Source organism: Enterococcus sp. DIV0800, from assembly GCF_050559735.1.
Taxonomy (GTDB): domain Bacteria; phylum Bacillota; class Bacilli; order Lactobacillales; family Enterococcaceae; genus Enterococcus_A; species Enterococcus_A devriesei.
This window is the reverse complement of record NZ_CP187899.1, coordinates 185,413-210,845: the sequence shown is the minus strand read 5'-3', so window position 1 is coordinate 210,845 and position 25,433 is coordinate 185,413. Positions and strand designations below refer to the sequence as shown.

Genomic DNA, 25,433 nt, shown 5'->3' with positions numbered 1-25,433 from the left:
AAGGATGCCAGTCCTACTTTTTGCAGCATACAAGGATCGAAATCATAAAAAGTCCGATTGGAATTAGGAAAGCAAGATCTAGTAGGATGGTATACGGCTTGAGAATCAAACTTATTTTTCTGAAAGAAAAATAAATACAATAAAACGAAAAAGGATGCCAGTCCTACTTTTTGCAGCATATAAAGATCGAAATCATAAAAAGTCCGATTGGAACTAGGAAAGCAAAGCCTAGTAGGATGGTATACGGCTTGAGAATCAAATTTATTTTTCTAAAAGAAAAATAAATACAATAAAACGAAAAAGGAGTAACATTTATGAATCTTTACGAAAGTATTTTTACGCGAAAGTCCACTCGTGATTTTACGGCGACACCTTTGAGCGAGTCAAAAATAGACGAGCTACGTGCCTTTATTGAAAATGTTCCCCCACTTTTACCAGATGCTGCGATTTCTTACAAGATCGTTGGGCCAGAGGGAGTCAAAGGAATGGGCGTACCGAAAGCGCCTCATTATATTTTGATTTCGGCGCCGCCACAGGTTTTACGCAATACTTGTGCGGGCTTTTTATTTCAGCACGCCGAGTTATTTCTATATGCTGAAGGCTATGCGACTCGTTGGTTAGGAATGTTGAAAAGCAAGGAACAGGATAAGAATTTTGTCATAGGGATGGCTTTTGGCGAGCCAGCAAAACCAGAACACCGCACGATCGAAGAATTTGATCGTAAGCCGCTGACAGAAATAGCTCAAGGAAATGATCCTCGGATCGAAGCTGCGCGTTTGGCACCATCAGGCTTGAATGGGCAGCCGTGGTATTTTATTGCTGAAAATGAATCGATTCATGTCTATCAAAAGCAAAAAATTGGCGGAGTGTTTGGTTTAGCTTATAAAATGATGGATCTTGATGTTGGAATCGCCTTGTGTCATTTGGCGGTTGCTAGTAAAGAACTGGGACGCTCGTTTCATTTTTCTATCACTGAATCTGCTCCAAAAACACCTGGGGGATTTTTGTATCTGGGTACGGTGAAATAAAAAAGCCTCCAAAAAATTGGAGGGCTAATCATTTAATAGCTGATTCAAATCTAATTGCAGGACTTCTTTCATTACGAGAGGCGCCTTTTTACGATAAGCAGCAGCGCCACTTTCGAAAAGGGCGAAAAGTTGATCGCCTTCGACAATGATTTGTTCCAAATAAGGCGGCGTAGCAATGGTTTGTTTTGCTTGTCTTAAATCAGAGAAATCAGTTGTTTTATGAATATCGAAAACAAAAATTTTTCCGGCTTGCTTGCCCCAAGACTGTGAGAGCAGCAAGAAATTTTTGTAAAAGGTCACGCCTTGAATTTTTTGTGGAATGGCAAGCGTTCCTGAAGCTGACTCCAGCAAGGCAGGTGTTGTATTTCTAGGAGTGGCTAAAAGATTCGTTGCCCCCTTTAAATTGCCTGAATCATCGATTGGATAACAGACGATTTGTCCCGTTTGCTTCAAGGAAAATAGGGCGACGACAAGATAGCCGTGATCATAGGTCAAAGCTGAGGCACGAGGCAGTTCCTTTAACGCGATTTTCTGCTGGTAAACGATCGGTTTTCCATCCCTTTGGTCATAGGCCTCGATATCCGCTAAGGTTATTGCTGCTACGGCCGCATTTTTCCCTGCGTTGTTACTGACCCAAATCTTTTGATGATTTAGGTCGTAAGCGAGGCCGCCGACATGAGGCAGGTCAGGTAAAAAGACGGTTTTTATATGAGCCCCGGTCTCGCGGTCTAAAACATAAATAATTGAATGGTGCTGATGCTGGTGACAGTAGGCTGAGATTAGTAAAAAATCTTCCGTTACCGTTAAACCTTGAGGGGTCATGGCTAAGCAACTGTCAGGCAGGTTTGCCAAGCTGATTGTTTGTGCCTTTTTCAGTCCAGGAACGGTATATTTCGGTTCAACTGTCGCAGCAAAAAGAGTAGGATAAGTCTGCCAAAGCGAGTGACGATTATAAAAAGAGCCCGATAGGAAACGGCGCATCCAGCTCATTAAGTTAGAAAGAATTTTTTTCACCGGTTTCGCCTCCAATAGCTTTATTTTAGCAAGTTCTACGGATTTGGGACAGTCAGAGGATTTCAAAATAATGGATTTTTTTGCAAAAAACCATTGACAAGTCGAAAAAAAACCAGTAATATTCGAAAAAAATAAGTGTCGAACAAAAGAGAAGTAACATGGATGAGCCTTTTCAGAGAGCTGATGGTGCTGTGAATCAGTAGGGAGATCGATGCGAATGGACTTTTGGACAGAAGTTTTGAAGAATTAGTAGGAACTTCCGGGAACTCCCGTTATAGAGTAAAGTCGTTGTTGGACGACTGAGAGAGAAATGCCTTTTATTCAGGCATACCATTGAGGTGGCACCGTGGATTATCCGCCCTCAAACCAAAGCTTATTTTGGTTTGAGGGCTTTTTTTGCGAGTTCCACTGCGTGTTTTCAACATGCTAACTGGAATCGTATGCGTACGAAGATGAAAAATTTTTTATTACTAAACACAACTTAAATCATAAACAAGAGAAGTAGCTGGAAACGAAGGAATTACAGAAAGTTTCGGTTGATGAGAAGAAACATTCTTTTCTCCAGTGAATGGACTTGTTGGAGCGTTCTTGAACAATAGTAGGGAACGACGGGAGCTCCCGTTATAGAGTACGATCGTTGTTGGACGATTAGAGTGCTGTCAGCGTGACAGTAAAAGAGGTGGTACCGTGCTATTTGCGCCCTCAGACCAAAGTTTATTTGGTTTGAGGGCTTTTTTTGTTTTTTTAAGTCGTCATTTCGAGAAAGAGGAGTCCAGTTATGAAAAAAATAAAGCAATTTACTGAGTTAGAATTAACACCGATTGATCTTTATTACCGGTTGAAAGATCACGGGACCTGTTTATTTGAACGTCATTCTGAGTCTGTCGACTACAGCATTATCGCTTTTGCTCCGGTTGAAAGGCTAAGCTTTCAAGACAATCAATTTCAAATTGGCGAGCGCAGCTATCCTTGTTCCGACCCTTTGAAGGAGTTGGAATCCTATGTGTTAAAAGAAGAGGATGGATTGGCCCTACCTTTTCAGGGCGGTGCCTTGGGCTATGTTGGTTATGATGTAGCGGCGTGTTACGAGGAGATTGGCACGATTCCAAAAGATGAACTGGAAATACCGGATCTGCAATTTTATTTATACGAGACCTTTGTCGTATACGAAGCACCAACTAAGGCGATTACTCTTGTCGTCGGAAATACTTATAGTCAAACGTCAGAAATGGAATTGGAGGAACGGTTGGAAAAATTAGAAGCACAACTGAAATGGCCGGTTCTTTTGCCAGAAATTCAGCCCCAGCCGCTAAATTTTACCAGCAATTTTTCTCAACAAGGTTATGAAGCGATAGTCAATCGGGCGAAGGAGAAAATTGTGGCTGGAGATGTTTTTCAAGTGGTTCCTTCCCAACGCTTATCGGCGGACTTTTCAGGTGACTCGTTTAATTATTATCGACAATTAAGAACAAGCAATCCTTCAGCTTATTGTTACTTCTTAGACTTTCCCGAGGTTCAAGTGATCGGGAGTTCGCCAGAAAGCTTAGTTACGGTAGCGGGAGAACTGGTCACGACCAATCCGATTGCCGGTACAAGAAAACGGGGGACTGATCAAGCAGAAGATCAACGGTTGGCGGAAGAATTACAAAACGATCCGAAAGAAGTGGCGGAGCATCGAATGCTGGTCGATCTTGGTCGCAACGATCTGGGAAAAGTCGCCGTTAGAGGCTCGGTGACTGTCCCAACTTATTTAACGATTGAACGTTATCGCTTTGTGATGCATCTCGTCTCGGTAGTAAGGGGGAAATTGCAACCCGACAAGCGGGCGATGGATGCTTTAAAAGCCACCTTACCTGCTGGAACTGTCAGCGGTGCACCGAAAATCCGAGCAATGACACGGATTTATCAATGGGAGCCCGTGAAGCGTTCGATTTATGCCGGAGCGATCGGTTTTTTAGGCCAGGATGACCAAGCCGATTTCGCAATCGCGATTCGAACGATGGTGATTCAAGGCGGCAAGGCTCATGTACAGGCGGGAGCGGGGATCGTCTATGATTCTGATCCTACTAGCGAATATTTTGAGACGTTACAAAAAGCCAAAGCGTTAATGGAGGTGAGCCAATGATTTTATTAGTCGATAATTATGATTCCTTTACCTACAATTTACTGCAATTATTACCGGCAAATGTTCAAATTTTAAGAAATGATGATCCAGCTTTGTTTTCAGCAGCGGAGGCAGCTACGGCGATTGTCCTTTCACCGGGACCAGGCAGACCGGCGGAAGCGGGCAAGATAGAATTATTAATTCGCCGCTACTATCGTGAGAAACCAATCTTAGGGATTTGCTTAGGACACCAAGCGATTGGTGAAGTCTTCGGTGGGAAAATTGTTTCGGCACCGGTAATCATGCATGGCAAGCAGTCCTATTTGCAGAATGGAACAAAGCAGTCAGTGATGCGCTATCATTCATTAGCGATTGCGGCGGAGGATTTTCCGGCTGATTTGGAAATAACCGCCAAAGCAGATGGTGTGATCATGTCGATCCGGCACAAACGTTATCCAGTCTTTGGCTTACAATTTCATCCAGAATCAATTGGTACTGACAATGGCGCCAGTTACCTTAAAGAATTTCTACAGAAAGCAGGGAAGCAAGATGCAGCAATTATTTGAAAAAATTTATCGCGGAAATGATTTATCGATTGAAGAGATGCAACAAGTTGGTCGAGGAATTTTTGAAGGAAAATTAACCGATAGCCAGATCAGCGCTTTACTGGTGGGTTTGAAAGTAAAAGGTGTAGCCGCGGATGAACTAACAGGTCTCGCGCAAGTCATGCAAGGAAAAGGCACACCGATGTTAACGGCGCCCACGGGTGTGATGGATAATTGCGGCACCGGCGGCGATCATTCCATGAGCTTCAATATCAGTACGACGGCGGCTTTTGTTTTAGCCGGCGGTGGTATTCCAATGGCAAAGCACGGCAATCGCAGTATTTCCAGTAAATCAGGCAGCGCGGACGTGCTGGAGGCATTGGGGATTTCGTTGATTGCTACTCCTAAAAAAATTGATTATCTATTGCAAGAAGCGGGGATTGCGTTTCTTTTTGCCCCAACGCTGCATCCAGCGATGGGAGCGGTCATGCATATTCGTAAGGAATTAGCGACCCCAACGATTTTTAATTTGTTAGGTCCAATCATCAACCCTTATCCGTTGGAGCATCAATTGATGGGCACTTACGCTGGCGATTCGCTAGTCGAATCGGCGAAAACTTTAGGGCAACTTGGCCGAAAACGCGCCATTGTCGTTCATGGGCACGGCGGAATGGATGAGGCAAATTTAGCCGGCACGACCCGTTGTGCGATCTATCAAAAGGGTTCCGTCGAAGAATTTTCTTTTGATCCAGAGGAAGTCGGCTTAAAAAAGGTTCCGTTGGCCGCTATCGTCGGTGGTACCGTCGAAAAAAATAAAGATATCTTACTTTCGGTGATGCGAGGGGTTCCGTCAGCTTATTATGAAACAGTGCTATTGAATGCCGGCTTAGGCTTCTTAGCCAGCGGCCGCGTGTCTAATTTAAAAGCAGGCATCGCTGAGGCGGAGCAATCCATTTTATCAGGGGCCGCTTATGATCGGCTGCAACAATTGATTGCGAAACAAAAGGAGGTTGCCTAATTGGATTTTTTAACGAAGATTTTACAGGAAAAACAACAGGAAGTGGAAAATTTAGCGACCGTTCAAGCTGTACCAGAAATTATGCGACCCTCTTTTCATCAAACCGTCAAAGAACATCCTGAAAAAATGCATGTGATTGGCGAAATCAAAAGAGCTTCTCCTTCTAAAGGTGACATCAATCAAGCAGTCGATATTTTGCAGCAAGCGAAAAGCTATGAACAAGCGAGTGTCAGCGCCATCTCAGTCTTAACTGATCCGGTCTTTTTCAAAGGACAAATCAGTGACTTGGCGGCAGTCGCACAAGTTGTGAAGGTCCCGCTGCTGTGTAAAGATTTCATCATTGATGAGAGGCAGTTAGATCGAGCCAAGCAGGCGGGAGCCAGTATCGTTTTACTGATCGTCGCGGCATTATCATCTAAACGCTTAGCAGAACTATACCATTATGCTAAAGCTTTAGATTTGGAAGTTTTAGTTGAGGTCCATGACGCGCAGGAGTTGAAGCAGGCTCAGAAAACTGGCGCCAAGATCATCGGTATCAATAATCGCAATTTGAAAACCTTTGAGGTCACGATCCAAACGAGCCTTGATTTGGCTCAGCCAGCAAGTGACACGATTTATATTAGCGAATCCGGTTTTAAGACGGCTGAGGATGTAGAAAAAATCAAAGTAGCTTATCAAGGGATTCTGGTGGGAGAAACCTTGATGACAGCTGCTGATCCAGCCCTCAAAATCGCCGAATTGCAGGTGAAGCGGGAATGACTCAAATCAAGATTTGCGGGTTGAAAAATCCCTCAGCGATTGCGGCCGCTGTTGAATCCGGCGCCAACTATCTTGGATTTGTTTTTGCTGAGAGCCCCAGGCAAGTAACGGCGGAAAACGTTCGACGCTTAACTAGCGGAATTCCTAAAGAAGTAAAGAAGGTAGGTGTTTTTGTCTCACCAACTCAAGCCGAAGTCGAGGAAACCGCAGAAATTGCCGGTTTAGACCTGATTCAGATACATGGCCAAACAAACTTAATTAAATTAGCTTATCCGATTATTCGGGCCTTCAGTATCCAAGATCAGGATTCTTCCTATTTTTATCAGTATCCACATCTATTATTAGATGCGCCGCCGGCCAAATTAATGGGCGGAAATGGCCGAACCTTTGATTGGCGGCAGGTCGATCAACGTCATTTACCAAAAGAAAAACTTTGGTTAGCTGGCGGATTAAATACGGAGAATGTCGCCAAAGCGATCCGATTTTTCCAGCCCCAAGTCGTCGATGTCTCAAGCGGGGTAGAAACAGCCCGCGAAAAAGACCCAGAAAAGATCAAAGCCTTCTGCCAGGCAGTGAAAGCAGCAGATAATGAAGATAGGAAAAACAAGCGATAGAAACGAATAAGGATTTCAGTTCCTCTTTTCGCAGCACAGCATGCTGAGAGAAAATCAATAAAATTTATTCAAACAAGAGTAAGCAAAGTTTAGAGGAATGATATACGGAGTAAAAATATTTCATAAATATGAACGAGGAGTGATCACATGTACCAACAACCAAATGAGGCGGGTTTTTATGGTGAATTTGGCGGGAAGTTTGTCCCGGAAACATTGATGTACGCTGTCCAAGAGTTAGAGGAAACCTATGAAGCCTCAAAACAAGACGAGGTTTTTCAAAGAGAATTGGCTTACTATTTAAAACAATATGTGGGACGGGAAAATCCTTTGTATTTCGCGGAGCGTTTGACCAACGAGCTTGGCGGGGCAAAAATCTATTTAAAACGCGAGGATTTGAATCATACAGGGGCTCATAAAATCAATAATGCGTTAGGGCAAGTCTTGCTAGCCAAAAAGATGGGCAAAAACAAGGTCGTTGCGGAAACCGGCGCTGGCCAGCATGGAGTGGCAACTGCCACCGCCGCAGCCCTTTTCGGGATGGAATGTATCGTCTTTATGGGGGAAGTCGATGTGAAGCGACAAGCTTTAAATGTTTTTCGTATGGAGCTTTTAGGGGCGAAGGTGGAAAGCGTGACTTCCGGTAGTAAAACGTTGAAGGATGCCGTAAATGAAGCGTTACGCTACTGGGTGGCAACAGTTGAAGATACACATTATGTGATGGGCTCTGTTTTAGGACCACATCCATTTCCAGAGATCGTGCGGGATTATCAAAGTGTGATCGGGATCGAGACCCGCAAACAGATTCTTGCAGCGGAAGGTCGGCTGCCTGATTTAGTAATGGCGTGTGTCGGCGGCGGAAGCAATGCGATGGGGATGTTTTATCCGTTTATTGAAGATGCGGATGTTCGTTTGCTGGGTGTGGAGGCATCTGGGCATGGCTTGGACACGGAGGAACACGCGGCTTCTATCAACAAGGGGAGTGTCGGCATTTTACACGGGGCGAAGATGCATCTGTTGCAAGATGATGACGGACAAGTTTTAGAAGCCTTCTCCATCTCAGCTGGCTTGGATTATCCGGGGATCGGGCCGGAGCATTCTTTCTTACATGAGATTGGGCGGGCGGAATATGCTGCGATCAATGATGAAGAAGCGGTAGAAGCGTTTCATTTTCTATCACGTATGGAAGGAATCATTCCAGCATTGGAAAGTTCTCATGCGCTGGCACAAGTAATCAAAGTCGCGCCAACTATGACTAAAGACCAAATCATCGTCATGAATCTTTCTGGCCGTGGGGACAAGGATGTCCAACAGATCAAAGAACGAATGGAGGCAGAAAAATGAAACCTTTGACCAAAAGATTAACTGAAAAAGCGCAGACGGAAAAATTATTCGTACCTTATATCATGGCGGGAGCACAAGGCTTGGACAAATTGCCAGAAGAAATTGCGATGTTGGCGGAACAAGGTGCGGCGGCTATTGAGTTAGGTGTGCCTTTTTCTGATCCGGTAGCAGACGGGCCGACGATCCAAGCGGCTGGATTACGAGCGTTTGAGCATCAGGTTACATTAAAAAAGCTGATCGCTGTCCTACAAGAAATTGATTCGGCGGTTCCTTTGATCTTGATGGGTTACAGCAATTCCTTTTTCCATTATGGCATCAAGCAATTAGTGAAAGATTTAGCAGGAACCGACGTGCAAGGCTTGATTATTCCCGATCTGCCTTATGAACACCGAGATTTGGCGGTGCCGGAGCTGGGAGATATCGCGTTATTGCAACTGGTGTCTTTAACTAGTCCGCAAGAACGGATTCAGCAGCTAGTGGCTGAGGCAGAGGGCTTCATTTATGCAGTAACAGTTAACGGTATCACCGGGACTGATCAAAACTTCAGACAGGATTTATTGGATCATTTAGCGCAAGTGAAGGCGGTCAGTAAAATTCCTGTCTTGGCTGGATTCGGCATCTCAACGAAAGAACACGTCGAAAACTTCCAGCAAGTTTGTGACGGTGTCGTGATTGGTTCGAAGATTGTTCAATCATTACAAGAAAATGGGACAAAGAAAACGGGAGAGTTGATTGCACAAATTATTTAGCATGAAAAATGAAGGTCGTCTCTTTTTTTCAAGGGTTTTGAAAAATAAAAGCGAACTGCTATTGTGTTTTGTTTCACGTTATTTTAAAATCTGTCTATAACAGAAATGGTCAGCATTTCGCCATCTCTTAAAATGATCAATCACATAAGATTGTTTCTTGTGATTAGAATAGAGGATTAAAGGGGTACAGAATGGAAAGAAACACAAACATTAAAATCACCAAACTTATCAAGGTAGTTGTTGCGGTGCTTTTAATTGCGGTGGTCGCGGTCGTTGCGGCCTTCAAATTTTTTGAGAGAATTGATAATGGTTACGTCGGTGTTCGTTATTCGATGAATGGCGGGATCAAAGACGAGGCGCTGACTCAAGGCGTGAAGTTTGTTGGGATCGATAAAGTGATCCAATATCCGATTCGCCTGCAAACCATCCAAGCGGAAAAAGTATCGGTATCCACCAGCGATGGCAAGAAAACCACGATCGACATCAAGTATGATTACAAAGTCGATCCGAATAAAGCCGCCAAAATGTATAAGGAATTTGGGAACATTACCAGTGAAGACATCGAATCAGGCTGGTTGAAGTCGAAGCTCCAAAAAGTTTCGAGAGAAGTTTATGCGAAGTATAGTTTATTAGACGTTCTCTCAGGGGATTCATCCAAAGTCGAGGCCGAGGTTCTGACGAGTTTCGCTAAATCAGTTGAAGCTAAGGGCTTTGAAGTGGAAGATGTGACATTAGGTGTTCCGGATGTGGATGCTGAAACGCAAAAATCCATCGATGCCATCATTCGAGCAGGACAAGAAAATGAAAAAGCCAAACTAGATGCGGAAACAGCGAAAACGAAAGCCGACAGTGAGGCCTACAAAAAAACAAAAGCTGCGGAAGCCGAAGCTGAAGCCAATAAAAAAGTCGCCGACTCCGTGACAGATGAGCTGATTCGTTATACGGAAGCGCAAGCGCGGGAAAAACACGGCTGGGTTACGGTTAACGGCGCGAATACCGTGGTAACGGACAAAGGAAATTAAAATGGGTTTCTTTATCGGAAAATTAATCATATTGGGCTTATTGTTATTACTGATTGGACTTAGTATCGCGCTTTTTAAAGTGAAATCAACATCTAAAAAAAATGCGTGAAAAAAGGATGATTGGGACGAATTTTAATCCAAAACAGCTTCAGTTCATTAGCCAAACTGAAGCTGTTTTTTTTTGACTATGAAGAAAGTATAAAATTTTCATATGAATAAATCGCTTTACAGCAGGCATATTCATGTCCGGCTTCACAAACTAGCTTTATCGGCAATAAGCAAAACAATTTCGAAATTTGAGAAACACCAAGTAGGAACTGTTCAACATCAAAGTTAAAACTTTGTGTTTCTCAGTCATGTATCAATAGTTTGGTCTTATTGCTCAAAAGCTGAGCGAGTTCGCGAAAGCCTTTCTCAAAGTAGTTGATCCATTTAAAGGAGAGATTTAGGATGTCAGAAAAAATAAGTTTGGCTCTGCGAATGTACCTTGTATTAGTTATCATTCTGGGAGCTGTCAGCGCACAGTATTGGACGCCAACGATTTTAGGAATCGATTTGCTGGAGCTTTCAACAGAATCATTGATTTTAATCAATCTAGGAATGGTTGTCATTATTTTCCTGATTCTAGGAAGACCGATTCACTTTATATGGACAGCTTTAAAAAGAAAATAAGTGTCTGACGGGAATCATTCAGGATTTCGTTTGGTATTTAATTTTATTAGCGTTATACTTGAGATACCATGAAAAGGGGAGAGTGTTTCAAGTATGACAAAGAAAGTAAAAGGTTCATGTACCACCGTACTAGTCGGAAAGAAAGCATCAATCGATGGCTCAACTATTATTTCAAGGAACGATGATGGGCACGAAGCATTAGACCCACAACGTTTTGTAGTGGTTCAACCGGAAGATCAGCCAAAAGATTACCAAGCGGTGATTAGTGGCGTGAAGGTTGAATTGCCAGACAATCCACTACGTTATACCTCGATGCCAAATTCAATTTTAACCAACGGAATCTGGCCAGCAGCCGGCATCAATAGCGAAAATATAGCGATGTCAGCAACCGAAACAATCACAACGAATCCACGTATCCAAGGACTCGATCCTTATGTTGAAGGCGGTATTGGCGAAGAAGATATCGTGACTTTGGTCTTGCCTTACATCCACAGCGCGAAAGAAGGCGTGGAACGTTTAGGCTCATTACTTAAAGAATACGGTACCTACGAACCAAACGGCATCGCTTTTGCGGATAAAGAAGAAGTTTGGTGGTTAGAAACAATCGGCGGCCATCATTGGGCAGCAGTTCGTATCCCAGATGATGCCTATGTAGTCGCACCAAACCGGATGAATATCGATCATTTTGATTTTGATTCAGCAGATACCCTTTGCTCAGAAGATTTGAAAGACTTGATCGAAGACAATCATTTGAATCCAGACTTCGAAGGCTACAACTTGCGTCATATTTTCGGCAGCTCTTCGATTAAAGATACTGTTTATAACAATCCACGGGCTTGGTATGGTCAAAAATACTTCACTCCCGATGTAGAACAAGAAATGATGGATCAAGATTTACCATTTATCTGTCGTGCCAACCGTAAAATCTCGATTGAAGACGTGAAGTTCGTGTTAAGCTCTCACTTTGAAAATACCGAATACGATCCTTACGGTAACGGAACAGAAGATCAAAAGAAATTGATTCGTCCTATCGGGATCAACCGCAACCACAATGTACACATTTTACAAGTCCGTAACAATGTGCCTGATGAAATCGCCGGTGTTCATTGGTTAGCTTACGGTGCCAATACCTTTAACAGCGTGGTGCCTTTCTATTCAAATGTTAATGACACTCCTGCTTGCTATAAAGATGCCACAGGTACATTTGATTTGAACAATATGTACTGGTTAAGCTGCACAACAGCATTATTAGGGGATACGGATTACGATTTCTTCGTTGATTTCCGCAATACCTTCGAACTTGAAGCGATGTCTGCTTACCACGTGATCCAAAACGAAACAGATAAAGCAATTAAAGATCAAAAAGATGTTCAAAAATTCTTGGAAGACGCAAATGAAAAATTAGCTACTGAATCCTTAGAACGTCAAACAAGACTCTTAGGCAAGATGGTCATCTCAGGTTCTGAACGAATGAAATTACGTTACAATATGAATGACTAATAATTTGATAATGGAAGTCCTCCTCAGGTGGGCTTCCATTTTTTTTTAGGGAATTTTCCGTCAAGCGTTTCCAACTTCAATTTTCCGCCAACCTGATATACTAAAGAAAGAAACATCAAGGAAGGATGGGCAAGTATGAAAAAAGCAGTATTGATCGTCAACCCTAGTTCAGGCAATGAAGAGGCTGAAAAATACGAGAGCCAAGCACAGAAAAAGCTCGCGACTTTTTTTGATGAAGTAGAAGTTCTACGAACGGAAGCAGAAGGCGATGCGACAAAATTTGCTCGCCAAGCAGCAGAAGACAAAGTGGATAGTGTTTTTGCGATGGGAGGCGATGGGACCGTCAATGAAGCCATCAGCGGTTTGGCTGAGCAAGAATATCGACCGAAGTTCGGTTTTTTTCCATTAGGTACGGTGAATGATCTAGCACGCTCGTTAAAGATTTCAATGGACCCACAAGAAGCTATCTCCTCCTTTAATGTGGATCGTAAATCATCGCTGGATATTGGCAAAATCAACGACGATTATTTCATGAATATTGTTTCGGTGGGGAGTATTCCTGAAGCTATCAGCAATGTCGATGTTGAAGAAAAGACTAAGTTTGGCAAATTAGCTTACTTTATTTCTGGCGTCAAAGAAGTATTCAACGATCAAACCTATCACTTTTCGCTAGAGATCGATGGCGAAACGACGGAAATCGAAAGTAGTGCCGTCGTCATAGTGTTAACACGAACAATCGGCGGCTTTCAACATATCGTTCCTGAAGCCGAGGCTAACGATGGAAATTTATATCTCCTCTATTTGAAAGATCAAAGCATTACTGATCGGCTAAAGAGTGTACCGGATATTGTCAAAGGGGTGGATCAGCCGACTGAAAATATTGGCTATACTCCTTTTACTGCAGGGCGTTTGACCGTGAAAGAAGACGCGGAGCTGCATCCGAGTGTGGACGGTGATGAAGGCCCTGAGCTTCCGTTGAGCTTCAAAGTCTTGCCACAGCATTTAGAAGTCTATTATGGGTCGGAGCAATAGAATTAAGCAGAAAATCCAGTTTAGAAACTGGATTTTTTTAGTACAGCCCATTAATTTTTTGAAGGAAAAAAATTATTCTAAGCAACTTTTTTTGCGGTGGTAATAATAAGCATAAATTATTTTATTTATTGAAAAATAGCGAAAAGTGCTTAGGCACCCGCGGTGTAACTTGTGAATACACTAAGAAATTTGATGTGATTTAGTTATTTAGTTATATTTCAAAATTTAAAAAGAAAAAGCGCTTAAGCTGAACATTTGGCAATTTATTTCATAAGGATTATAGTTATTGTAGAACTGAAATTATTCTAGTTTTGTTATTCACAATAGTAGGGGAGGAATTAAAATGGATATAGTGACGTTGGCCCGTTTTCAGTTTGCCATGACAACGGTTTTTCACTTTTTCTTTGTGCCGTTCTCGATCGGAATGGTCTTGGTTGTTGCCATTATGGAAACGTTATATGTTAAAACGAAAAATGAAAAATATCGTCAATTGGCGAAATTTTGGGGCAATATTTTTCTATTAAGTTTTGCGGTGGGCGTCGTGACCGGGATCATCCAAGAGTTTCAATTTGGGATGAACTGGTCGGATTATTCTCGTTTTGTAGGGGATATTTTTGGCGCGCCATTAGCCGTGGAGGCATTATTGGCCTTCTTTATGGAGTCGACTTTTTTAGGACTCTGGATTTTTACATGGGATCGGGTGAAACCGGGACTGCATCTGGTCTTTATTTGGTTAGTAACGATCGCATCGATGTTATCGGCTTTCTGGATCTTAGCCGCCAACAGCTTCATGCAACATCCGGTGGGCTACGTACTTCGTAACGGCCGAGCAGAAATGACCGATTTTGCGGCGGTAATTGCCAATCCAAAAGTTTGGTATGAATTTGGTCATGTTATCGCAGCAGCCATTACAATGGGCGGGATGATCGCAGCAGGACTTGCGGCTTTCCAATTGTTAAAACGTAAAGAACCAAAAATGCGTGAGTTTTTCAAGAAATCGATGCGCATCGGTTTAGTGATCACGTTATTTGGTTCGGTTATGGTATTAGGTGCAGGAGATGCGCAAATGAAGGCCTTGATTGAAGGTCAGCCAATGAAGTTTGCGGCAATGGAAGGGACCTATGAGGATACCGGGGATCCGGCTGCTTGGACCTTGATTGCTTGGGACAATGAGCGGGAGCACAAACAAGTCTTCGGTGTTCAAATTCCTTATATGTTAAGTATTCTGTCTTATAACAAGCCCTCTGGATCAATCAAAGGGATGGATACCATCAATAAAGAGCTAGTCAAAAAATACGGAGATCGGAATTATTATCCGCCGGTAAATGTCTTGTTTTGGAATTTCCGGATCATGGCCGGTTTTGGCATGCTGATGCTGTTAGTAGCGATTCTTGGTTTATTCTTTACACGTAAGAAGAAACCAATCTTATATGAGAAACGTTGGATGCTGCGCGTAGTGGGACTTTGTACTTTTGCTCCTTTCTTAGCAAATACCGCGGGTTGGTTAGTGACTGAATTAGGTCGTTATCCGTGGACAGTCTATGGCTTGTTCACCATCGAAGACAGTGTTTCACCAAACGTTTCGGTGACTTCTTTATTAATTTCAAATACGATTTACTTCCTGTTGTTCTCAGGTCTGGCTATTACGATGATTTATTTAGTGAAGCGTGAATTAAATAAAGGACCGGAATTAGACGAAGGAAAAAATATGGATCTAAAATCTGTCGATCCTTTTGATAAGGAGGCGTTCACTCATGAGTAATCTACAATTATTATGGTTTGTCTTGATTGGTGTTTTATTTTCCGGCTTCTTCTTCTTTGAAGGCTTTGACTTTGGTGTGGGGATGTCCGTTCGTACTTTGGCTCATGATGAAGGGGAGCGGGATCAGATCGTCGAAACGATCGGACCGGTTTGGGACGGAAATGAAGTCTGGCTATTAACCGCCGGCGGCGCGATGTTTGCTTCATTCCCGTACTGGTATGCTTCATTGTTCAGTGGTTTCTATTTGATTCTGTTCATTATTTTGTTTGGCTTGATTATCCGCGGAGTCTCTTTTGAGTTTCGTAGTCATATGCCAAAAGAACGCAAACAATTATGGAATTGGACCTTAACGATTGGCAGTTTTATCGTACCATTTTTCTTTGGGGTGTTATTTATTAGCATGGTTCAAGGAATGCCAATGGATGCGGACCACAACATGATGGCTACTTTTACAGATTACATTAATTTGTACTCGATCGTCGGAGGCGTAGCGCTGACTTTGCTATGTTACTTGCATGGTTTGAACTATATCGCTTTGCGGACGGAAGGTGCAATTCGTTACCGGGCAAAAAATTACGCGAAGTTTTTGTATGGCGTATTGTACGTAGGTTTAGTAATCTTCGCAATTTTAATGTATTTCAAAACGGATTTCTTCCAAAATAATTTTGCGGTGACGTTAGCTTTGTTAGCGGTGATCGTTCTATTGACTGTGATTGCCAATGTGTCGGTCTTCAGAGACAAAGAACTTATTGCACTGATCGCCAGTGGTTTCACCTTAATCGCTTTAGTGGCATTATTATTCAGCGGTTTATTCCCACGGGTTTTAATCAGCTCGATCCCAGGAAATGATTTATTGATCGAGAATGCTTCTTCAAGTCCTTACACCTTGAAGATCATGTCTTATATCTCGTTAACGATCTTACCGTTTGTGTTGGCTTATACGGCTTGGACCTATTACATCTTCCGCAAACGGATCAAACACCCGCATGCTGTGGGGGTCGAACAATGATCGACAAGAAGTTATTACAACTTCCCGGGATCAAAAAAATTCTTGGATTGCTTGCAGGATCTGCTGTCCTGCAAGCAATCTTTATAATTGGACAGGCATTCGGTTTAGCACTTACCATTACCCATTTATGGAATGGTGCAAAACTGGGGGGGCAATTGGCGTGGATTACGCTGTTTTTTGTTTCCTTTGCCTTGCGCCATTTAATGACCTATTTACGGGAACGCGTATTAGAAGAATATGCTTATCAACAAGCAAAAGCGTTACGTAGTCAGCTACTGCAAAAGATTTTTCGACTAGGACCACAAGTCGTTCAAAAGCAAGGAACTGGCAGTCTGGTCACAACGACTTTAGACGGAATCAATCAAGTAGAGGAGTACCTCCATTTGATCTTACCGAAGATGTTAAATATGATGATCATTCCGTGGATCTTACTGGTCGCAGTCTTCATTTTAGATTGGAAGTCAGGAGTTGTGCTGTTAGTTGTTTTTCCTTTGATTATTATTTTTATGATCATCTTAGGCTATGCGGCCCAAAGTAAAGCCGATAAGCAATACAAAACCTTTCAATTGCTGTCGAATCACTTTATTGATTCCTTACGAGGCATCGATACGCTGAAATTCTTTGGTATCAGCAAACAATACAGCAAAAGTATCTTCACCACCAGTGAACGTTTCCGCAAAGCGACGATGAGTACACTGAAGGTCGCGATCCTTTCCACCTTTGCGTTAGATTTCTTTACTACCCTTTCTGTGGCAGTGGTAGCGGTGTTGTTAGGTCTACGTTTAATCAACGAAGCGATCTTTTTGTTCCCGGCGCTGACTGTTTTGATCTTGGCACCAGAATATTTTTTACCGATTCGCGATTTTTCTAGTGATTATCACGCGACTTTGGATGGGAAAAATGCAATGGATGATGTTCAGCAGATTCTAGACTTAGAAGAAACTCAAGATGAAGCGTTAGACTTAGCGACCTGGTCTGCCGATAGCCAGCTAGCGGTGCATTTGACTCATTACTATGAGGAAAAATTAGGTGCAGCGGTTGATTTTAAGGTAAAAGGTTATCAGAAAATCGGTATCATCGGCATGAGCGGTTCGGGAAAATCCACTTTGATCAATTTGCTTAGTGGATTTTTACGACCGGATGAAAGCCAAATCCAGCTTGATGATCAATCGTTGAAGGCCTTCGATCAACCAAAGTGGCAGGAACAATTGATTTATATTCCGCAAAATCCCTATATTTTCCAGCGCTCCGTGCGAGAAAATATTGCCTTTTATCACCCCGATGCCAGCGAGGAAGAAATCTTGCAGGCGGTGGCAGTGACCGGGTTGACGGAACTGTTAGCGGAATTACCAGAAGGCTTAGAGACAAAATTAGGAGAAGGCGCCCGGACATTAAGCGGCGGACAAGCACAGCGAATTGCTTTGGCACGGGCGTTTCTTGATCAAGACCGAAAAATTTTGTTATTCGACGAACCGACTGCTCATCTAGATATTGAGACGGAGGTCGAGTTGAAGGAACGGATGCTACCATTGATGGAAAATCGTTTAGTCTTCTTCGCGACCCATCGTCTCCATTGGTTGGCTGAGATGGATTATTTATTAGTGATGGATCACGGCCAATTAGTTGAGCAAGGGACGTTGGAAGAATTGAAACAAAAAAATGGTGCTTTTACGAAATTAAGTCACGCATTGCGAGGTGAAAAGGAATGAACCGAATCGGATTGTTCGCTGCATTGAAAAATGACGAATGGGTCAAGCCCTTTTTCAAGCAATACAAAAGATCCTTAATCTTAGCGCTGACGTTAGGAGTCATTACCTTCTTCTGTGCCGGCGCGTTAATGTTTAATTCCGGCTATTTGATCAGTCGGGCAGCATCTTTGCCAGAAAACATTTTGTTGATTTATATTCCCATTGTTTTGACACGGGCCTTTGGGATCGGACGCCCGGTCTTTCGCTATGTGGAACGCTTAGTCAGTCATAATTGGGTTCTGAAGATGACCTCGAATCTGCGGGTGAAGCTGTATGATTCATTAGAGCAGGATGCGATTTTCTTTAAACAGAAACACCGAACGGGTGATATTCTAGGGTTATTGTCAGAAGATATCAATCATATTCAAAATTTGTATTTACGAACGATCTTTCCTACGATCATTGCTTGGTCATTGTATGTTTTGATCATTCTTGGCATCGGTTATTTCTCACCATTTTTTGCTTTAGGAATGTTGCTGCTTTTAGGCGTAGTCGTATTCTTATTGCCTTTGTGGTCCGTCTTAGTCAACGGCGCGCGTCAAGAACAACAGAAGCAGATGAAAAATCAGTTGTATAGTGATTTGACCGATAATGTTTTAGGCGTGTCTGATTGGATCTTTAGTCAACGAGGGCAGGATTATGTGAACCACCACGAAGAATCTGAAGAAGCATTGCGGGAAATCAATCGTAAACTGCAAAGCTTTCAACGAAAGCGTAATTTTCTACTGCAATTAATGTTTGGCGTGATTACGTTGGCGCTGATTCTTTGGACAAGTCAGCAATTTCCTGGCAATCACGGTGGGGCTGCCAACTGGATCGCTGCCTTTGTTTTGTCAGTCTTTCCCCTAATCGATGCCTTTGCGCCATTACCAGCAGCAGCTCAAGAAACGAATGGCTATCAAGATTCTATCGTTAACTTGAATCAGTTGCCAACGGTTGAAAAAGCGCAAGGCGAAACACCTATTTTTGAAGGGCCGCTAACCTTGACAATCGAAAATGTTTCTTACCACTATCCTGCTAGCCCGAAAGAAGTTTTAGCGGGGATTGATTTGATCCTTGAACCCGGTGAAAAAATCGCGATTCTTGGCCGTAGCGGCTCTGGGAAAAGCACATTAGCTAATTTGATTCGTGGTGATTTACGGACAACTAAAGGAAAAATTACTCTAAACGGTGTTGAGACCTATCGCTTCCAAGATGACATCAGTAATTACCTTGGCGTCATCCATCAAACGCCGTATCTTTTTCACACAACGATCATCAATAATCTTCGGATTGGTCGAGAAACGGCGACGGAAGAGGAAGTCTGGCAAGTGCTTCAGCGGGTTGGGTTGAAAGAATTAGTTGAAAAATTGCCAGCAGGATTAGAAACGATGGTAGATGAAGCTGGTCTGCGATTTTCTGGTGGTGAGCGGCAACGGATGGCCTTGGCACGAATTCTGTTACAGGAAGTGCCGATCATTTTATTGGATGAGCCTACGGTTGGCCTCGATCCAGTGACAGAACAAGCATTGATCGATACTTTTTTCAATCAGCTGCAAGATAAAACGATTATTTGGATTACCCATCACTTGCAAGGGATCGATGCGATGGACCAAGTCATTTTTATTGAAGATGGCAAATTAACGATGCAAGGCAGTCCTAGTGAGCTAAGAAAAACCAATAGCCACTATCGAAAACTGCAGCAAATTGACAAAGGAACGGTATAGACAGGAAAACTTCTCTAGTAAAAATTAGGGAAGTTTTTTTATATTTATCTAAATTAACTTTAATTAACGAACTAAAAATATCGCAAATGAAATCAATGTATCTAAAACTTATCGTAGCTAGGGAAGTACTGCGTAATCGTTTTTCCTTTCTCGAAGCTGACATAGTACAATTTAGAAAACTTCTAAGGAGGTCTTCCATGTACAAGAAAAAGATTTTGTTTAGCGCGGCTCTACTTGGTGGTGTAGCAGCAACTATCCATAAGCACCAAAAAAATGAAACCGTCACCAACCAGCTGATTCCCCGGCACTGGGATCAAGCAGAGATCCAACATCAATTTCAATTATTTACTGATACGTTAGCAGAGGGAACAGAAGAAGAACTGGAATCTTTTTTTGTAGGAAAAAGCAAAAAAGATTTTACAAAGTTAAGGGAGACAACGTCAATAATTTACGAGGCTTAATCTCCTACCGTGTAGCAACCACCAAGAAAGAATACACGTTTGTCCTTCAAGTAGCACGTTTAGGCGATCAAAATGGGGTGGACTGGTATATTCAAAAGATGATCTCGCAAGATTATGGCATCCGATTTCTGAAGCAAAATTATCTACAACTGACACCGCTTAAACCTCAGGAAGAGTTGTGTCTGATTGAAACGGATGCTGGTGATATTACACTGCGCCTGTTTCCGCAAGCGGCACCAAAGGCCGTCAAGAATTGGCGCAAATTAGCGCGGCAAGGCTTTTATAACAATACAATTTTTGCTCGAGTAATCAAAGATTTCGTGATCCAAGGTGGGGCTTTAGATGGTTCTGGACAAGAATCAGAATCTATTTATGGTGGCTATTTCGAAGATGAGCTGGATGAAGGACTGTATCATTTTGATGGTGCTGTTTGCTTAGGCAATCATGGACCAAATACGAACGGCAATCAGTTTTATATCGTACAAAGAAGCTGGGTAGATCAGGAACAATTGTATCGCATGAGTCTGCCGCAGCAAATTCGCAGTCATTATGAAGCGGTCGGTGGCATTCCGGAACTGGATGGTCGTTACACAGTTTTTGGTCAAGTCGTAGAGGGTCTGACTGTTCTTCGTCAAATAGCGAATCGACCAACCAATCAGCAGGATGCACCTCGACAATCAATCAAGATCATACAAATCAGCTTTAAAAAGGGGCATCAGAGTTAATCTGATGCCCCCTTTTGTTATTTTTATAGTTTCAAATAGTAGCAACCGTGATAAGTCAGGCAAAAAAATAGTTAAGAAAGGCTTAAGCTCGCTCTCTTAACTAAATCTATAATAACACATTTTTAGCGGAAATTCAAGATTGTCTTTTCATTAGACCTGTGCTATTTAGTCTATGAAAGGGGCGGATCAGGAAATGGGACGGTTTGATCCAGCGTTATTTAACGAGTTTTTACAGAAGAATTTAGAAAGTCCGCGAGTAGAAATCAATCGTCTGTTGCGAGCGAACCATAAAAATTTTCAACTGTCGGTTGGAGACATTCAACTACTTAATCAAGAACGGCAGCAATTGTTTAAGGACTATCATTTGGTAGATTTTAGTTGGCAAAACACCCAAGCACTGGCAGATTTTTTAGCGAAAGAAAGGATTTATTATAGGAGAGATTACGTGGAACAGCTCAACGTCTGTCAATCCATTTTTTATTATTTGCGCAGTTACCATTCAAGTGGAGTAACCGATCAAGAGATTATCGAGACCATTCAGCAAAGCTACGAGGTTTATCACGGTGATTTGGAGCAGCTGCAAGGCTTCTTTGAGGATTTTCCAGCATTGGAGGGTGAAATATGAGTCAACCAATGATTGATCCAACGTTTTATCCTTTTTACTTTCAGAAGTTGCAAGAACGACTAAGCGGGACATCAGTCATGTCCCTTGAACAAGCAGAAACGATTCAACAATCGCTTGAATACGTCCTTAAACACGGAGAGGGGGAGACTTTAGCTATTCGCTTTGAACAAGGAAAGAAACAGCTAGAGAAAAAATTAACGGAATTGCAGCAGCTTTATCAATTTATCCAAGCGAATTATCAAAGTTTTGGAATCGAATCGCTTGATGGGTCCATTGAAGAAATAGGGGATTTTTTTAAGCATTATGATCTAGACTACGGGGCGGCAGAAGTCGACCAAGCGTTCATCGATTACCAGCTTGCAATCTCGGCTCCTACTCACCTAAAGGGAATTGATTTTTATGAATGCTACTTGCGACGTTTAGCAGCGGAAGTTTTATTAGTTAAGCATCTGCCAGTAGACCAGATTGCTGAGCTGTTGGAGATTTACCAAGAAAAGTTGGGCTTTGATTACCGCCAGGATATCAATAATTTATTTGAAATCATTTTTAGACAGTTAATCGGTAGGTTACTAGTAACTAAAAAGCAAAATGACTCTCTCTTATTAAGTCGGGAAGAGGCAGAATATGCCTTTAACCGATTGAGAATAGAGAGCAAACCAGTAGAATTAGTACCGCTATTCAATCAGGCAGATTACTATCATCAAGTTTTTCAACAACTTCAAAAAGTCTGTCGAGAGACGCCTTCTGAGAACGCTGTTCACTTTTTCATTCGCAGTGTTTCCTCTAAAAGGCGGCTGACATTCATACAGACGATGCCGCAAAGTTCATTCAATCAGTGGCTAAAAGCCTACTATATTAGTAATAGAGCAGAAAGAATCAAGTTATTGACCGACGAAAATTTGGCCCCAGAAGATTTCATTGAACTACTGGAAATCGTCGAAGAAAACTCGGAATTTCACAAAGAAGTTTTTAAAAGATTAAATAAAAACTTTATAATAACTCTTTGTCTTTGGGTTATTAAAGGAAATAATTTATCTAATCCCCGTGAAATCCTTGATTTAACAGAATCTGGCGAAATACAAACACTTTTAAAAAATCATTTAAAAACTCTAAGTGGATCAGCCCTACATGATCTTTTACAGACTATAAACATGTATCAGTTAAGTAAATTCGACTTCAGTTAGATAAAAGTAACCATATTTTACTGGACGGTTTTCACAAACAATTTGCTCACGCAGATTTGTCTATCTAATAGAAAGTTATGATAAAAGGTTGTTAACCCTTATTTTTATAACTTCTCATTTAAAAAAATAAATATCATTAGTTGTTTAATGAGCAGTATCCGACTTAAAAGTTATTTTCCCCCTTATTCTATAGGTGAAAGAGGAAGCAAACATACCTAAGGGGGTAAACGGAATGGGGATTTTTCACAAATTACTGGTGGTTTTCGCTTTATTTCTAACATCTAGCGGAGCGTCAGTCTTTGGACAATCAGAGCAAAGTGCGAAAGGTGAAACTAGCCAAACAAAAATTGAACAAACGATTGAGGAAAGTAGCGAGTCTCATAAAAATGAAGAAGCACAAACATCCCAGGAAAAAACGACTTCATCAGAATCACCTGTATTACATAGTGAATCAGCTCCTACAATCGAAGAAGCAACACAGGAGACCGAACCAACAAGCAGTAGTACTGAAACCAACGAAATAACCAGTCAGCCCGAAGAAACAACTCCCCAAGTAGAAGTAGCTACTGAAGCTGAAGAAGTCACAGCAGCAGCTGAAACTGAAACGATCTCGGAAGAACCCGCTGTTTCAACAACGACGACTCAGGCAGTGAATGAACCAGTCGCCACGCCTCAAGCGGCAACACAACAAGCTATGCAATTAAAAATTAACGGACAGTTAATCTCTTATACAAATGCTGGTCAAGGAAATGGTCAAGCAATCATTGATGCAAACCCAAATGAGGTAGCAACTTGGGGTGGCGTTCCCACTCAATCAGGCAATGACAATGCTAATACACATTTCATCGGTCATAATCCTGGCATTTTCGATGTACTCTTTTCACTACAACCAGATGCAACCATTAGTGTAGCTGATACGACAGGTGCTATCAGCAACTATCATGTCACACAAATCGTCACTGTTGACGATAGTGGTTATGCAGCAGACGGTACGGATTATTGGGACCAAATCACTGGTACAGGCGGCGGTGAGCGCATCACCTTGCAAACTTGTATCAACGATGATTACAACTTGATTGTCTTTGCCAATGCTTAATTAAGCCAAGCTCTGCCTCTATTGGTGGAGCTTTTTTTGTGCGAAAAAAGAGCTAAGAACCGATGTCTTAGCCCTTTAAAGTTATTGTTGTGCTGATAGTTGGGAATAATAAATTTCTTTTGCCGATTTTGATTTGATATTACCCAATTTCGTTAGTTGTATTTGGGCGGCTCTTTTTTGTGTCGCTACTATAAAGTTCCATAGGTTTTCACGGTCGGAGGCCGAAAAGAAGTTGTTTACAATCAAGCTATTTTCGTTTTCGTAGCCTTTGATGGGGTTATTACTAAGAACGATATCGTATTGAGCAAAATCAGCGAGATCTTCAGCACCTAAAGAAATGACCGACTCATTGTAAATTGAAAGAGTGACCCGTCCGTGGTAATTCGTGCTTAAAAAGTCTTTTAACATTTCCGCATGCTTGCGACCCAGATCACTAATAATCAGAATCGAGACCTTGCGTCGTAAATGCTCCAAACGGATCGGCAGGTGAGCCCATTCCTTCATTAATAAAAAGAGAACATTGTTTAGCCGAATATCGGTCCAAAGCTCCTGATTCTTTTTCTCGATATCTTCTAAATGATTTTTTACGATACTAGAAAAAATCGGGTAGACTAGCTGTATTTCCCGCGCAAATTTCTGATACTTATCAAACAGTAAATTCTGCTGATAGGGATAGAAATTGTATTCCACATACCAAGACATCATCTCCTGAACGATTTTCCGGCGATCCTCTTCAATCAAAGGAAAATCGATAGACTCAGACACTTTGTCCAAAAAAGTATTGATCTTCGTATCCATTCGCACAATTTGTTGCGGGTTGTCCCAGTTATAGAATTCATGAAAAACAGTATGACTAATCTCTTTATACCATTTTTTAGGTAGGGTGAAGGGGGTTTCTTCTAACAAATGTTCCGCGAAGGGGCGACTATACTCTAAGACTTTTTCAATCGTGTCGTCATCCTCTTGATAAATCTCTTCCGACAAATAAAAGCCTTGATACATCCGATTCAGCGTCACCAAAAGCAGATAAGCAGCCTCCTGAATCTCACGATCGTCGAGAGACACATCAAAATCGGTTGAGGTTCGCATAATAAAGCAGGTAGTGGCTTCATGGTCTACCGTAAAGGGCCACTGGTTAACGCCATAGGCTTCTGTAAAATATTCTTGATAAAAAAAACGGACCCAACGTTCATCTTTTGCGGTGATTCGAAAAGGTGCTCGTTCTAACTTTAAACCTCGGCGTTCCAAAAATTCTTCTAATGCATTGACCATTCTGTAAAAGGAAGCCTCACTCATAAACAGTTCATTGATCCAATATTCTGCATCTTGATTGGCTTCATAGAGCATCTTCTCAACAAATTGAAACTCTAACGATTCATGAAAAATCAACCCGTAGACATTCCCTAATTTATTTGAAGTTAGATTATTTAAACGTACGCCTTGAAACTTAGAATATTCGATGTAAATAAAGTCGCCCCAAAAATCATTGATAAAATCAATGTCAGATAATAAGGTTTTCACGGAGCAGTCCGCGTGTTTGGCCGCTTCTTTGACATCACACCAAGAGGGGAGCTGATCGAGGAATTCAACAAATTGAATTCGACGGTAGGTAGAAGAATTAAGTAATTTTTTCATACGGCTCTCCTTTCAAATAAAATGAATTTATTATCATAATTTTACCGATTATTTAATAAAAAAGCGAGTCATTTAACTAATGAT

23 protein-coding genes and 2 other annotated features are annotated in these 25,433 nt (G+C 42.0%); of the genes, 21 read left to right on the top strand and 2 right to left on the bottom strand.

Annotated features, from left to right (window positions below):
* Positions 1-314 precede the first annotated feature (314 nt).
* Positions 315-1,028, top strand: a complete 714-nt coding sequence (locus tag IGI54_RS12930) for a nitroreductase family protein (RefSeq protein ID WP_430621882.1) — start codon at positions 315-317, stop codon at positions 1,026-1,028.
* A 24-nt stretch (positions 1,029-1,052) separates the two neighbouring features.
* On the opposite strand, the gene IGI54_RS12925 is transcribed toward IGI54_RS12930, so the two are convergent.
* Positions 1,053-2,042 carry a YncE family protein gene (locus IGI54_RS12925; protein WP_430621881.1) on the bottom strand — a complete coding sequence of 330 codons (990 nt, stop codon included), beginning with the start codon at positions 2,040-2,042 and terminating at the stop codon, positions 1,053-1,055.
* Positions 2,043-2,171: 129 nt separating this feature from the next.
* Positions 2,172-2,408, top strand: a binding site (T-box leader).
* A gap of 114 nt (positions 2,409-2,522) precedes the next feature.
* Positions 2,523-2,749 (top strand) — a binding site (T-box leader).
* A gap of 71 nt (positions 2,750-2,820) precedes the next feature.
* Between IGI54_RS12925 and trpE the strand changes: the two genes are divergently transcribed.
* The 20 genes from trpE to IGI54_RS12825 all read left to right on the top strand — a co-directional run bounded on the left by trpE (position 2,821) and on the right by IGI54_RS12825 (position 23,714).
* On the top strand, positions 2,821-4,167 hold the full coding sequence (trpE, locus tag IGI54_RS12920) for an anthranilate synthase component I (RefSeq protein ID WP_430621880.1): 1,347 nt from the start codon (positions 2,821-2,823) through the stop codon (positions 4,165-4,167).
* Entirely contained in the window at positions 4,164-4,712 is a 549-nt protein-coding gene (locus IGI54_RS12915; protein WP_430621879.1) for an anthranilate synthase component II, read from the top strand. The genes trpE and IGI54_RS12915 overlap by 4 nt, the downstream gene beginning before the upstream one ends.
* Positions 4,696-5,709 carry an anthranilate phosphoribosyltransferase gene (gene trpD / locus IGI54_RS12910; protein ID WP_430621878.1) on the top strand — a complete coding sequence of 338 codons (1,014 nt, stop codon included), beginning with the start codon at positions 4,696-4,698 and terminating at the stop codon, positions 5,707-5,709. Before IGI54_RS12915 ends, trpD begins: the two co-directional genes overlap by 17 nt.
* The gene (trpC, locus tag IGI54_RS12905) at positions 5,710-6,468 is read left to right on the top strand and encodes an indole-3-glycerol phosphate synthase TrpC (protein WP_430621877.1); all 759 of its coding nucleotides are present in this window, start codon (positions 5,710-5,712) and stop codon (positions 6,466-6,468) included. It abuts the gene before it with no gap.
* Positions 6,465-7,082, top strand: a complete 618-nt coding sequence (locus IGI54_RS12900; protein ID WP_430621876.1) for a phosphoribosylanthranilate isomerase — start codon at positions 6,465-6,467, stop codon at positions 7,080-7,082. Before trpC ends, IGI54_RS12900 begins: the two co-directional genes overlap by 4 nt.
* 147 nt (positions 7,083-7,229) lie before the next feature.
* A complete protein-coding gene (gene trpB, locus IGI54_RS12895; RefSeq protein ID WP_430621875.1) occupies positions 7,230-8,423 on the top strand; it encodes a tryptophan synthase subunit beta in 1,194 nt (397 codons plus the stop codon).
* Positions 8,420-9,172 (top strand): tryptophan synthase subunit alpha, encoded by a 753-nt coding sequence (gene trpA, locus IGI54_RS12890; RefSeq protein WP_430621874.1) that lies wholly within the window; start codon positions 8,420-8,422, stop codon positions 9,170-9,172. The genes trpB and trpA overlap by 4 nt, the downstream gene beginning before the upstream one ends.
* 209 nt (positions 9,173-9,381) lie before the next feature.
* The gene (locus IGI54_RS12885) at positions 9,382-10,194 is read left to right on the top strand and encodes a prohibitin family protein (protein WP_216430157.1); all 813 of its coding nucleotides are present in this window, start codon (positions 9,382-9,384) and stop codon (positions 10,192-10,194) included.
* Positions 10,195-10,644: 450 nt separating this feature from the next.
* Positions 10,645-10,866, top strand: a complete 222-nt coding sequence (locus IGI54_RS12880; RefSeq protein ID WP_430621873.1) for a hypothetical protein — start codon at positions 10,645-10,647, stop codon at positions 10,864-10,866.
* A 93-nt stretch (positions 10,867-10,959) separates the two neighbouring features.
* Positions 10,960-12,366, top strand: a complete 1,407-nt coding sequence (locus tag IGI54_RS12875) for a C69 family dipeptidase (RefSeq protein ID WP_071861871.1) — start codon at positions 10,960-10,962, stop codon at positions 12,364-12,366.
* Positions 12,367-12,501: 135 nt separating this feature from the next.
* Positions 12,502-13,398, top strand: a complete 897-nt coding sequence (locus IGI54_RS12870; protein WP_313631230.1) for a diacylglycerol/lipid kinase family protein — start codon at positions 12,502-12,504, stop codon at positions 13,396-13,398.
* A gap of 343 nt (positions 13,399-13,741) precedes the next feature.
* Positions 13,742-15,160: a cytochrome ubiquinol oxidase subunit I gene (locus tag IGI54_RS12865; RefSeq protein WP_071861873.1), complete on the top strand. Its 1,419-nt coding sequence runs from the start codon at positions 13,742-13,744 to the stop codon at positions 15,158-15,160.
* A complete protein-coding gene (cydB, locus tag IGI54_RS12860; protein ID WP_071861874.1) occupies positions 15,153-16,169 on the top strand; it encodes a cytochrome d ubiquinol oxidase subunit II in 1,017 nt (338 codons plus the stop codon). Before IGI54_RS12865 ends, cydB begins: the two co-directional genes overlap by 8 nt.
* Positions 16,166-17,878 carry a thiol reductant ABC exporter subunit CydD gene (gene cydD / locus IGI54_RS12855; protein WP_430621872.1) on the top strand — a complete coding sequence of 571 codons (1,713 nt, stop codon included), beginning with the start codon at positions 16,166-16,168 and terminating at the stop codon, positions 17,876-17,878. The genes cydB and cydD overlap by 4 nt, the downstream gene beginning before the upstream one ends.
* Complete coding sequence (gene cydC / locus IGI54_RS12850) at positions 17,875-19,623, top strand: thiol reductant ABC exporter subunit CydC (protein WP_430621871.1); 1,749 nt, start codon at positions 17,875-17,877, stop codon at positions 19,621-19,623. Before cydD ends, cydC begins: the two co-directional genes overlap by 4 nt.
* Positions 19,624-19,820: 197 nt before the next feature.
* Positions 19,821-20,084: a hypothetical protein gene (locus IGI54_RS12845; protein WP_430621870.1), complete on the top strand. Its 264-nt coding sequence runs from the start codon at positions 19,821-19,823 to the stop codon at positions 20,082-20,084.
* Positions 20,085-20,161: 77 nt separating this feature from the next.
* Entirely contained in the window at positions 20,162-20,809 is a 648-nt protein-coding gene (locus IGI54_RS12840) for a peptidylprolyl isomerase (protein WP_430621869.1), read from the top strand.
* Positions 20,810-20,981: 172 nt separating this feature from the next.
* Positions 20,982-21,434 (top strand): DUF6323 family protein, encoded by a 453-nt coding sequence (locus IGI54_RS12835; protein ID WP_430621868.1) that lies wholly within the window; start codon positions 20,982-20,984, stop codon positions 21,432-21,434.
* Positions 21,431-22,618 (top strand): DUF6179 domain-containing protein, encoded by a 1,188-nt coding sequence (locus tag IGI54_RS12830; protein ID WP_430621867.1) that lies wholly within the window; start codon positions 21,431-21,433, stop codon positions 22,616-22,618. Before IGI54_RS12835 ends, IGI54_RS12830 begins: the two co-directional genes overlap by 4 nt.
* Before the next feature lie 232 nt (positions 22,619-22,850).
* Positions 22,851-23,714 carry a sortase domain-containing protein gene (locus tag IGI54_RS12825; protein WP_430621866.1) on the top strand — a complete coding sequence of 288 codons (864 nt, stop codon included), beginning with the start codon at positions 22,851-22,853 and terminating at the stop codon, positions 23,712-23,714.
* Between the two features lie 81 nt (positions 23,715-23,795).
* On the opposite strand, the gene IGI54_RS12820 is transcribed toward IGI54_RS12825, so the two are convergent.
* A complete protein-coding gene (locus tag IGI54_RS12820; protein ID WP_071861881.1) occupies positions 23,796-25,349 on the bottom strand; it encodes a helix-turn-helix domain-containing protein in 1,554 nt (517 codons plus the stop codon).
* Between the last annotated feature and the right edge of the window lie 84 nt (positions 25,350-25,433).

Coding starts and splice junctions, on each gene's coding strand:
- IGI54_RS12930 (WP_430621882.1), top strand. CDS start 315: ATGAATCTTTACGAAAGTATTTTTACGCGAAAGTCCACTCGTGATTTT.
- trpE (WP_430621880.1), top strand. CDS start 2,821: ATGAAAAAAATAAAGCAATTTACTGAGTTAGAATTAACACCGATTGAT.
- IGI54_RS12915 (WP_430621879.1), top strand. CDS start 4,164: ATGATTTTATTAGTCGATAATTATGATTCCTTTACCTACAATTTACTG.
- trpD (WP_430621878.1), top strand. CDS start 4,696: ATGCAGCAATTATTTGAAAAAATTTATCGCGGAAATGATTTATCGATT.
- IGI54_RS12900 (WP_430621876.1), top strand. CDS start 6,465: ATGACTCAAATCAAGATTTGCGGGTTGAAAAATCCCTCAGCGATTGCG.
- trpB (WP_430621875.1), top strand. CDS start 7,230: ATGTACCAACAACCAAATGAGGCGGGTTTTTATGGTGAATTTGGCGGG.
- trpA (WP_430621874.1), top strand. CDS start 8,420: ATGAAACCTTTGACCAAAAGATTAACTGAAAAAGCGCAGACGGAAAAA.
- IGI54_RS12880 (WP_430621873.1), top strand. CDS start 10,645: ATGTCAGAAAAAATAAGTTTGGCTCTGCGAATGTACCTTGTATTAGTT.
- IGI54_RS12875 (WP_071861871.1), top strand. CDS start 10,960: ATGACAAAGAAAGTAAAAGGTTCATGTACCACCGTACTAGTCGGAAAG.
- IGI54_RS12870 (WP_313631230.1), top strand. CDS start 12,502: ATGAAAAAAGCAGTATTGATCGTCAACCCTAGTTCAGGCAATGAAGAG.
- IGI54_RS12865 (WP_071861873.1), top strand. CDS start 13,742: ATGGATATAGTGACGTTGGCCCGTTTTCAGTTTGCCATGACAACGGTT.
- cydB (WP_071861874.1), top strand. CDS start 15,153: ATGAGTAATCTACAATTATTATGGTTTGTCTTGATTGGTGTTTTATTT.
- cydD (WP_430621872.1), top strand. CDS start 16,166: ATGATCGACAAGAAGTTATTACAACTTCCCGGGATCAAAAAAATTCTT.
- cydC (WP_430621871.1), top strand. CDS start 17,875: ATGAACCGAATCGGATTGTTCGCTGCATTGAAAAATGACGAATGGGTC.
- IGI54_RS12845 (WP_430621870.1), top strand. CDS start 19,821: ATGTACAAGAAAAAGATTTTGTTTAGCGCGGCTCTACTTGGTGGTGTA.
- IGI54_RS12835 (WP_430621868.1), top strand. CDS start 20,982: ATGAAAGGGGCGGATCAGGAAATGGGACGGTTTGATCCAGCGTTATTT.
- IGI54_RS12830 (WP_430621867.1), top strand. CDS start 21,431: ATGAGTCAACCAATGATTGATCCAACGTTTTATCCTTTTTACTTTCAG.
- IGI54_RS12825 (WP_430621866.1), top strand. CDS start 22,851: ATGGGGATTTTTCACAAATTACTGGTGGTTTTCGCTTTATTTCTAACA.
- IGI54_RS12820 (WP_071861881.1), bottom strand. CDS start 25,349: ATGAAAAAATTACTTAATTCTTCTACCTACCGTCGAATTCAATTTGTT.